Below are 10,456 nucleotides of genomic sequence, written 5' to 3' on the forward strand. Positions count from 1 at the left end.
TTGAGATGTTGACTAACAGACCGCATTCGCGAGCAAGCCCGCTCCCACATTTGATCTTTGGTGGCTGAACGGTCGCAGTCAGTCGTCGAACCCCACCTGCTCATGAATCTCATCGACCTTCAACTCCAGCCGATACGCCACGGCAATGAACAACGCCTGGCACAGGCACAGCGTCGCACTCAGTGACCTGAACGCAAACGACGAGCCTTCATTCACCAGCAACACCGTGCTCGCCCGCTTGGCCAGGGGCGACAGGTTGCTGTCGGTAATGATCAGGGTCTTGGCCTGATGGTGCTGGGCAATCCGCAGGCAGTGCTGGGTTTCCTTGCCGTACGGCGTAAAGCTGATGGCAATTACCAGGTCGTTGGCCCGCACACTGCGCATCTGCTCGCGATAGCTGCCGCCCAACCCCGAGACCAGATGGATGCGCTTGTTGGTGTGCTGCAGGTTGTACACCAGGTAGTCCGCCACGGCGAACGAGCGGCGCACGCCCACCACGTAGATATTATCGGCATTCACCACCAGGTCCACGGCCTTGTCGAAGGCTGCGTCATCCAGTTCCAGCCCCAGGCGCTCGATCCCGGAGAGGGTGGCATTCACGCACTCACGCGCCAGGTCGCCGCCGCTGGCTTTCTGCGACTTGTTGGCGATCATGCTGCGGATGCGTTGCTGGTAGTTCTGCACCGGCGTGGTCTTGTGGGTGTAGGCCTCGCGGAACAGCGCCTGCATTTCACTGAAACCACTGAACCCGAAACGCTGGGAAAACCGCACGATGGCCGACGGGTGCACTTCGCATTCACGGGCGATGTCGCTGATGCGGTCGACCATGATCCGGTCGCTCTGCTGGCTCATGTAGCTGGCGATGCGCTTGAGCTGGCGCGGCAGGCTCTCGTATTCATCGGTGATCAGCTGCAACAACCGCTCGGCGTTCAGCGGCGGGCTGGCGAGTGCGTCTTCCGGGGCGCTCTGGGACATAGGGAATCCTTCTGGCTTGTTCTTATAGGGCGCGTCGAGGCGCCCCTGACAATAAGTCGATGTGCGCAAGTCTACAGGGTAGGCGCAAAAAAATACCTCGGCATCCCGCCCCACGGTGCAGCTGAAACGATGCACTGCGGCTGGAACATACCGATGATGGCGTATTGGAAAATATATTCCACAAAAAATATTTATAGAATAAATATTGATTGGTGTCACCAGACGTTCTAGTCTGCTTGCACCAAGAGCGTATGCCGCCACCGCGACGGCACACGCAGGCTGATAAAAATAACAGGAGCCAGCATGGGCCAGACTCGTTTTGCCAGTGGGCGTCAATTGGATCTGATTTGCCTGGGACGCCTGGGCGTCGACCTTTACGCACAACAAGTGGGTGCACGGCTGGAGGATGTCTCGAGCTTCGCCAAGTACCTCGGCGGTTCCTCCGCCAACATCGCGTTCGGCACCGCGCGGCTGGGGCTCAAGTCGGCGATGTTGAGCCGGGTAGGGGACGACCACATGGGGCGTTTCCTGCTGGAGTCCCTGGCCCGCGAAGGCTGTGACGTCAGCGGCATCAAGGTCGACCCGGAACGCCTCACCGCCCTGGTGCTGCTGGGCCTCAAGGACCGCGAAACCTTCCCGCTGGTGTTCTACCGCGAGAACTGCGCCGACATGGCCCTGCGTGCCGAAGACATCAGTGAAGCGTTCATTGCTTCCAGCAAGGCGTTGCTGATCACCGGTACCCACTTCTCCACCGACGGCGTGTACAAGGCCAGCATCCAGGCCCTGGACTACGCCGAGAAGCACAACGTCAAACGCGTGCTCGACATCGACTACCGCCCGGTGCTCTGGGGCCTGGCCGGCAAGGCCGATGGCGAAACCCGGTTTGTGGCCGACCAGAATGTCAGCCAGCACGTGCAGAAAATCCTCCCGCGTTTTGACCTGATCGTCGGCACCGAAGAAGAATTCCTGATTGCCGGTGGCAGTGAAGATTTGCTCACGGCATTGCGCACGGTGCGTGGCCTGACCTCGGCCACCCTGGTGGTCAAGCTTGGCCCCCAGGGCTGCACGGTGATCCACGGCGATATCCCGGCCCGCCTTGAAGACGGCGCGATCTACCCCGGGGTACGGGTGGAAGTACTCAACGTGCTGGGCGCCGGCGATGCCTTCATGTCCGGCTTCCTCAGCGGCTGGCTTGAAGACGCCAGCGACGAGCGCTGCAGCCAGTTGGCGAATGCCTGCGGCGGCCTGGTTGTGTCGCGCCATGCCTGCGCGCCGGCCATGCCGACCCGCGCCGAACTCGATTACTTGTTCAACAGCCCGGTGCCGATTACCCGCCCGGACCAGGACGCAGTGCTGCAACGCCTGCACCAGGTCAGCGTGCCGCGCAAGGTCTGGAAGCAGCTGTTTGTATTTGCCTTCGACCACCGCTGGCAGTTGGTGGAACTGGCCCAAAAAGGCGGCCAGGACCCGGCGCGCATCAGCGCCCTCAAGCAACTGTTTATCCAGGCCGTGGAACGGGTTGAAAGCAAACTGGCGGAGCAGGGCGTCGAGGCTGACGTCGGGATTCTGGCCGACCAACGCTTCGGCCAGGACGCGCTGAACGCCGCCAGCGGTCGCGGCTGGTGGATCGCCCGCCCGGTGGAAGTCCAGAACTCACGGCCGCTGGCCTTTGAACACGGGCGCTCGGTGGGCAGCAACCTGATTGCCTGGCCCCGGGAACAGATCATCAAGTGCCTGGTGCAATTTCACCCCGATGACGAGCCATTGCTGCGCCTGGAACAGGAAGCGCAACTCAAGGCCCTGTATCAGGCGTCCCTGGTCAGCGGCCATGAGCTGCTGCTGGAAGTCGTGCCCCCCAAGGATCACCCGTCCACCTATCCCGACGTGCTCTATCGCAGCCTCAAGCGCCTGTACAACCTGGGCATCTACCCGGCGTGGTGGAAGATCGAGGCGCAGTCGGCCGCAGACTGGAAAAAGCTCGACGAGCTGATCCAGGAGCGCGATCCCTACTGCCGGGGCGTGGTGCTGCTGGGCCTGAACGCTTCCGCCGAATGCCTGGCCGATGGCTTCCAGCAAGCCAGCCAAAGCCAGACCTGCCGCGGGTTCGCCGTGGGTCGCACGATCTTCCAGGAACCGAGCAGAGCCTGGCTGGCGGGGGAGATTGACGATCAAGCCTTGATTGAGCAGGTGCAGTGCATCTTTGAGCAATTGATTAATGCTTGGCGCAGTTCTCGAAGCTAAACACGGTCAAATGTGGGAGCGGGCTTGCTCGCGAAAGCGGAGTGTCAGTCGACTGATACACCAACTGAACCACCGCCTTCGCGAGCAAGCCCGCTCCCACATAAAGCAGATCTCAGGCAACTCTGAAAAAACAATAATAGGTGCAGCCATGCCCGCTATCCGAATTGGCATCAACCCGATCTCCTGGAGCAACGACGACCTGCCGGCCCTGGGCGGTGAAACGCCGTTGAGCACGGCCCTCAGCGAAGGCAAGGACATCGGCTACGAAGGCTTTGAACTCAACGGCAAATTCCCCAAGGACGCCAAAGGCGTCGGCGATGTATTGCGCCCCTACGACCTGGCGCTGGTCTCCGGCTGGTACTCCAGTCGCCTGGCCCGGCGCTCGGTGGCGGAAGAAATCGAAGCCATCGCCAGCCACGTCGAACTGCTGCGTGAAAACGGCGCCAACGTGTTGGTGTATGGAGAAGTCGCCGATTCGATCCAGGGTTCGCCGGTGCGCCTGATCGAACGCCCGCGTTTTCACAGCGAACAGGCCTGGCAGGAATACGCCGACAAACTCACCGAACTGGCGCGTTTCACCCTGTCCCAGGGCGTGCGCCTGGCCTACCACCACCATATGGGTGCCTACGTCGAATCCCCGGAAGACATCGACCAACTGATGCGCCGCACCGGCCCGGAAGTCGGCCTGCTGTTTGATTCGGGCCACTGCTACATGGGTGGCGGCGAGCCTATCGAGGTGCTGCGCAAACACATCGCCCGCATCTGCCACGTGCACTTCAAGGATGTGCGCAAGCCGGTGGTGCAACTGGCGCGCAACCAGATGTGGAGCTTCCCGGATTGCATCGTCAACGGCACCTTCACCGTGCCCGGCGACGGCGATATCGACTTCGCCGCGCTGCTGGACGTGCTGCTGGCCGCCAATTACCAGGGTTGGCTGGTAGTGGAGGCCGAGCAGGATCCTGCCGTGGCGCCGAGCTACATCTATGCGAAGAAGGGTTACGACACCCTGCGCGCACTGTTGAGCGAGAGGACTGGACAATGAGCCTGTTGGTCAAAAGCAGCAAGCGCGGGCAAACCATGGTGGCGCTGGAAGAAGGGCGCCTGGAATACGTGGGCTTCGCCGCCTACCGCCTGAGCCTGGGTGAAACCTTGCCAGTCACCGCCGGCGACAAGGAACTGTGCCTGGTGCTGCTCAGCGGCCGGGTGACGATTCAGGGCGAAGGCTTCAACTGGGAAAACCTCGGTGATCGCCACTCGGTGTTCGAAGACAAGTCGCCCTTTGCCGCTTATTTGCCGCCAGGCACCGACGCTCAGGTCACTGCGCTGAGCGACGTGCAAATTGCCGTCTGCGCCGCTCCCGGCTCGACTGACGCCGGCCTGGCACCACGCCTGATCCGCCCCGAGCAATGCAAGCGCAGCGTACGCGGCAAGGGCGCCAACACCCGCTACGTGTGCGACATCCTGCCCGACAGCGAGCCTGCCCATTCGCTGCTGGTGGTGGAAGTGCGCACGCCCTCCGGTCACTCGTCGAGCTACCCGCCCCACAAGCACGACACCGACGATCTGCCGCACCAGAGCTTTCTCGAAGAAACCTACTACCACCAGATCAACCCGCCCCAGGGCTTCGTGTTCCAGCGCGTCTACACCGACGACCGCAGCATCGACCAGGCCATGGCCGTGGAAAACAGCGACCTGGTGGTGGTGCCCAAGGGGTATCACCCGGTCAGCGTGCCGTATGGCTACGAGTCCTACTACCTGAACGTGATGGCCGGCCCCAAGCGCGCCTGGCATTTCCATAACGACCCGCAGCACAGCTGGCTGCTGGATCTTTAAGCACTTTCGACGGAGAACAATAATGAGCAACGCCCCGGTAATCGGCCATTACATCAACGGCCAGGTGCACGACAGCGCCAGTGAGCGTTTCAGCAATGTGTTCAACCCGGCCACCGGCGAAGTCCAGGCCCGCGTCGGGCTGGCCAGCCAGAAGACCGTCGATGAGGCCGTGGCGTCGGCGCTGAAAGCCTTCCCGGCGTGGTCCGAGCAATCATCCCTGCGCCGTTCGCGGGTGCTGTTCAAATTCAAGGAATTGCTCGACCGGCACCACGATGAGCTGGCTGAAATCATCAGCCGCGAACACGGCAAAGTGTTCTCCGACGCCAAGGGCGAAGTCACCCGTGGTATCGAGATCGTCGAGTTCGCCTGCGGTGCGCCAAACCTGTTGAAAACCGATTTCAGCGACAACATCGGCGGCGGCATCGACAACTGGAACCTGCGTCAGCCACTGGGCGTGTGCGCCGGCATCACCCCGTTCAACTTCCCGGTGATGGTGCCGCTGTGGATGATCCCGCTGGCGCTGGCCACCGGTAACTGCTTCATCCTCAAGCCGTCGGAGCGCGACCCGTCCGCCAGTTTGCTGATGGCCCGCCTGCTGACCGAAGCCGGGCTGCCCGACGGTGTGTTCAACGTGGTGCAGGGTGACAAGAGCGCGGTAGATGGCCTGTTGCAGCACCCGGATATCGAGGCGATTTCGTTCGTCGGTTCCACCCCGATTGCCGAGTACATCCACCAGCAGGCCACCCAGCGCGGCAAGCGTGTGCAGGCATTGGGCGGGGCGAAGAACCATATGATCGTGATGCCCGACGCCGACCTGGATCAGGCGGCTGACGCCTTGATCGGCGCGGCTTACGGCTCGGCCGGCGAGCGCTGCATGGCGATCTCGATTGCCGTGGTGGTGGGCGATGTCGGCGACAGGCTGATCGAAAAACTGCTGCCGCGTATCGACCAGTTGAAGGTCGGCAACGGTATGCAAAAAGACAGCGAGATGGGCCCGCTGGTTACCGCCGAACACAAGGCCAAGGTCGAAGGGTTTATCGACCAGGGCGTGGCCCAGGGCGCGAAGCTGATCGTCGACGGTCGTGGCTTCAAGGTGCCGGGCGCGGAGGGTGGTTTCTTCGTCGGTGCGACCTTGTTCGATAACGTCACCACCGAAATGAGCATCTACCAGCAAGAGATTTTCGGGCCGGTGCTGGGCATCGTGCGGGTGGCGGATTTTGCCAGCGCCGTGGCTTTGATCAACGCCCATGAGTTCGGCAACGGCGTGTCGTGCTTTACCAGCGACGGCGGCATTGCCCGTGCCTTTGCCCGCACCATCAAGGTCGGGATGGTCGGCATCAACGTGCCGATTCCGGTGCCGATGGCCTGGCATTCGTTCGGTGGCTGGAAGCGCTCGCTGTTCGGCGACCACCACGCCTATGGCGAAGAAGGCATTCGTTTCTACAGCCGCTACAAGAGCGTCATGCAACGCTGGCCCGACAGCATCGCCAAGGGCCCTGAATTCAGCATGCCAACTGCCAAGTAAAATTTTTTCGAGTGTGGAGCACAACAATAATGAAGTCGCCTCTACGTTTTGCCCTGAACCGCATGGTCGCCCCCAGCCTTTCCCTGCCCGATTTTATCCAGCTGGCGGTGACCCTGAAATGCGACGCCATCGAGATCCGCAACGACCTCAAGGGCATCGAGATTGAAGACGGCACCCCTGCCAGCCGCGTGCGCGAATTGTGCGCGGTGCATGGCATCACGGTGCTGTCGATCAACGCGCTGTACCCCTTCGATGTGTGGGATGACGAACGCCGTGCCCAGGCCATCAAGCTGGCTGCCTATGCCCGCGAATGCGGCGCGCAGGCGTTGGTGATGTGCCCGTTGAACGACCGCGCCGACTCGCGCAACGAAGCCCAGCGCGCGGCCGGTTTGCGCACCGCCTTGAGTGAACTGGCGCCGATCCTGCGGGAATACGGGATTCTCGGTTTTGTCGAACCCCTGGGGTTTGAAGAATGCTCCCTGCGCCGCAAGCGCGTGGCAGTGGATGCGATCAAGGCCATCGGCGGTCTGGATGTGTTTCGCGTGGTGCACGACACCTTCCACCACCACCTGGCCAGTGAACATGAGTTCTTCCCCGAACTGACTGGGCTGGTGCATATCTCCGGTGTGGAAGATGCCGACGCACCGCTGAACTCGATCCGCGACGGCCACCGTGTGCTGGTGGGCGAGGGCGATATCCTGGGCAATGCCGCGCAGATCGACACGCTGCTCAGCACCGGCTACAGCGGCCACCTGTCGTTCGAACCGTTCGCCGAAAGCGTGCACGGCCTGGCCGATATCAAGCAGGCATTGGGGGCGAGCATCGCCCACCTGCAGAAACGATAAGGAGCACCCCATGACCACAACCCGATTGACCATGGCCCAGGCCCTGGTGAAGTTTCTGGATAACCAGTACATCGAAGTCGACGGTGTGCAGAGCAAGTTTGTCGCCGGCATCTTCACGATTTTTGGCCACGGCAATGTGCTGGGCCTGGGCCAGGCCCTGGAGCAGGACAGCGGCGACCTGGTGGTGCATCAGGGCCGCAACGAACAGGGCATGGCCCACGCGGCGATTGGTTTTGCCAAGCAGCACTTGCGCCGCAAGATCTACGCGTGCTCCTCCTCGGTGGGGCCGGGTGCGGCGAATATGTTGACCGCCGCGGCGACCGCGACCGCCAACCGGATTCCGTTGCTGCTGTTGCCCGGTGATGTCTACGCCAGTCGCCAGCCCGATCCGGTACTGCAACAAATCGAACAGTTCCACGACTTGAGCATCAGCACCAACGACGCGTTTCGTGCGGTCAGCAAATACTGGGACCGCATCAACCGCCCGGAACAGCTGATGACGGCGGCGATCCACGCCATGCGCGTGCTCACCGACCCGGCGGAAACCGGCGCCGTGACCCTGGCCCTGCCGCAGGATGTACAGGGCGAAGCCTGGGATTACCCGGATTACTTCCTGCAAAAACGCGTGCACCGTATCGACCGTCGCCCGGCGACCGAAGCGATGCTGGGGGATGCCGTGGCGGCGTTCAAGGGCAAGCGCAAACCGCTGATCGTGTGTGGCGGCGGGGTCAAATACTCCGGGGCGAATGCCGCGCTGCAAGCCTTTGCCGAACGCTTCGACATTCCTTTCGCGGAAACCCAGGCGGGCAAGAGCGCGGTGGTGTCCAGCCATCCGCTGAACCTCGGCGGCCTTGGTGAAACCGGCTGCCTGGCAGCGAACCTGCTGGCACCCGAGGCGGATCTGATCATTGGTATCGGCACGCGCTATACCGATTTCACCACCTCATCCAAATCCTTGTTCAAGCATCCCGAGGTGCAGTTTCTCAACCTGAACATCAGCCCCTGTGACGCACTGAAGCTTGATGGCGTGCAGCTGCTGGCGGATGCCAAGGTCGGCCTGGAAGCCTTGGCTGAGGCTTTGGGCGACTACCGTTCCAGCTGGGGGGATCAGCCACGGGATGCCAAGGCGCAATTGGACGTCGAAGTCGACCGGATCTACCAGGCGGAATACCAGACTGAAAACTTCGTCCCGGAAATCAACGACCACATGGACCCGGCGGTGCTGCGTGAGTTTATCGAGCTGACCGGTTCCTGCCTGACCCAAAGCCGCGTACTCGGTGTGCTCAACGACACCCTGGCCGACGACGCAATCATCGTCGCCGCCGCCGGCAGCCTGCCCGGTGACTTGCAGCGCAGCTGGCGCAGCAAGGGCGTCAACACCTACCACGTCGAATACGGTTATTCGTGCATGGGCTACGAGGTCAACGCCGCATTGGGCGTGAAGCTGGCCGAGCCCGAGCGCGAGGTGTACGCACTGGTGGGCGACGGCTCGTACATGATGCTGCACTCGGAGCTGGCCACCTCGATCCAGGAGCGGCGCAAGATCAACGTGGTGCTGCTGGACAACATGACCTTCGGCTGCATCAACAATTTGCAGATGGAACACGGCATGGACAGCTTCGGCACCGAGTTCCGCTTCCGCAATCCCGAGACCGGCAAGCTCGACGGCGGTTTTGTGCCGGTGGACTTCGCTATGAGTGCGGCGGCCTATGGTTGCAAGACCTACAAGGTCAACACCGTGGAGCAGTTGCAGGCGGCGCTGGCCGATGCGCGCACGCAAACCGTGTCGACGCTGATTGATATCAAGGTCCTGCCGAAAACCATGATCCACAAATACCTGTCGTGGTGGCGCGTCGGTGTGGCGCAGGTGTCCACCAGCGCGCGCACCGATGCGGTGGCCAAACAACTCAATGAACGCCTGGCCAAGGCCCGGCAGTACTAATAACAAGAGGAGTGTTTTCATGTCTTTGAAGTTGGGTGTTATCGGTACTGGCGCCATCGGCCAGGATCACATTCGTCGCTGCAGCCAGACCTTGCTCAACAGCCAGGTGGTGGCCGTGACCGACATCAACCTAGAGCAGGCGGCCAAGGTCGTCGCTGACCTGAAACTCACCGCCGAGGTGTACCCGGACGGCCACGCGCTGATCAATTCGCCGCAGGTCGAGGCGATCCTGGTGACCTCATGGGGCCCGAGCCACGAAGAATTTGTGTTGGCGGCGATTGCGGCCGGCAAACCCGTGTTCTGCGAGAAGCCGCTGGCGGTGACTGCCGAAGGCTGCCGCAAGATCGTCGAGGCCGAAGTGGCCCACGGCAAGCGCCTGGTGCAGGTGGGTTTCATGCGTCCGTATGACCAAGGCTATCGCGCCTTGAAAGCCGTGATCGACAGCGGCCAGATCGGCGAGCCGCTGATGCTGCACTGTGCCCACCGCAACCCGAGGGTGGGTGAGAACTACAAGACCGACATGGCGATCACCGACACCCTGATCCACGAGCTGGATGTGTTGCGCTGGTTGCTGGCCGATGACTACGTGTCGGTGCAGGTGGTGTTCCCGCGTAAATCGAGCAAGGCGCTGGCGCACTTGCGTGACCCGCAGATCGTGCTGCTGGAAACCGCCAAGGGTACACGCATCGATGTGGAAGTGTTTGTGAACTGCCAGTACGGCTACGACATCCAGTGCGAAGTGGTGGGGGAGACCGGTATTGCGAAATTGCCGGAGCCGTCCCAGGTGCAGATGCGCAGCGGGGCCAAGTTGTCGAATGCGATCCTGATGGATTGGAAAGACCGGTTCATCGCGGCGTATGACGTTGAGCTGCAGGCGTTTATCGACGGTGTAAGGGCAGGGCAAGTGGGGGGGCCGTCGGCGTGGGATGGTTTTGCAGCGGCGGTGGCGGCGGATGCGTGTATTGAGGCGCAGAACAGTGGGCAGATTGTGAAAGTGGGCCTGCCACCCCGTCCGCATTTCTACGGCTAACCACAATCCTCACTGATGTAACGCAGTCAGTGTGGGAGCGGGCTTGCTCGCGAATGCGGCCTTTC

Annotated in this window: 8 protein-coding genes; 7 read left to right on the forward strand and 1 reads right to left on the reverse strand. The window is 61.9% G+C overall.

What is annotated here, in order from left to right:
* Positions 1-78: 78 nt before the first annotated feature.
* Positions 79-975, reverse strand: a complete 897-nt coding sequence (locus ACW9I6_RS25980; protein WP_003214679.1) for a MurR/RpiR family transcriptional regulator — start codon at positions 973-975, stop codon at positions 79-81.
* Between the two features lie 303 nt (positions 976-1,278).
* Here ACW9I6_RS25980 and ACW9I6_RS25985 point away from each other — a divergent pair, with 303 nt between their 5' ends.
* From ACW9I6_RS25985 to ACW9I6_RS26015, 7 genes are all read left to right on the forward strand, one after another.
* The gene (locus ACW9I6_RS25985) at positions 1,279-3,216 is read left to right on the forward strand and encodes a bifunctional 5-dehydro-2-deoxygluconokinase/5-dehydro-2-deoxyphosphogluconate aldolase (RefSeq protein ID WP_401193915.1); all 1,938 of its coding nucleotides are present in this window, start codon (positions 1,279-1,281) and stop codon (positions 3,214-3,216) included.
* A gap of 148 nt (positions 3,217-3,364) precedes the next feature.
* Positions 3,365-4,258, forward strand: a complete 894-nt coding sequence (gene iolE / locus ACW9I6_RS25990; protein ID WP_003214685.1) for a myo-inosose-2 dehydratase — start codon at positions 3,365-3,367, stop codon at positions 4,256-4,258.
* Complete coding sequence (iolB, locus tag ACW9I6_RS25995) at positions 4,255-5,049, forward strand: 5-deoxy-glucuronate isomerase (RefSeq protein WP_003214687.1); 795 nt, start codon at positions 4,255-4,257, stop codon at positions 5,047-5,049. The genes iolE and iolB overlap by 4 nt, the downstream gene beginning before the upstream one ends.
* A gap of 22 nt (positions 5,050-5,071) precedes the next feature.
* Entirely contained in the window at positions 5,072-6,574 is a 1,503-nt protein-coding gene (locus tag ACW9I6_RS26000) for a CoA-acylating methylmalonate-semialdehyde dehydrogenase (RefSeq protein WP_003214689.1), read from the forward strand.
* Positions 6,575-6,603: 29 nt separating this feature from the next.
* On the forward strand, positions 6,604-7,419 hold the full coding sequence (locus tag ACW9I6_RS26005; RefSeq protein WP_457340002.1) for a TIM barrel protein: 816 nt from the start codon (positions 6,604-6,606) through the stop codon (positions 7,417-7,419).
* A gap of 10 nt (positions 7,420-7,429) precedes the next feature.
* Complete coding sequence (gene iolD, locus ACW9I6_RS26010; protein WP_177066602.1) at positions 7,430-9,361, forward strand: 3D-(3,5/4)-trihydroxycyclohexane-1,2-dione acylhydrolase (decyclizing); 1,932 nt, start codon at positions 7,430-7,432, stop codon at positions 9,359-9,361.
* Between the two features lie 19 nt (positions 9,362-9,380).
* The gene (locus tag ACW9I6_RS26015; RefSeq protein ID WP_008437157.1) at positions 9,381-10,391 is read left to right on the forward strand and encodes a Gfo/Idh/MocA family protein; all 1,011 of its coding nucleotides are present in this window, start codon (positions 9,381-9,383) and stop codon (positions 10,389-10,391) included.
* Positions 10,392-10,456: the final 65 nt, after the last annotated feature.

This window comes from Pseudomonas sp. SDO5522_S412, assembly GCF_054071215.1.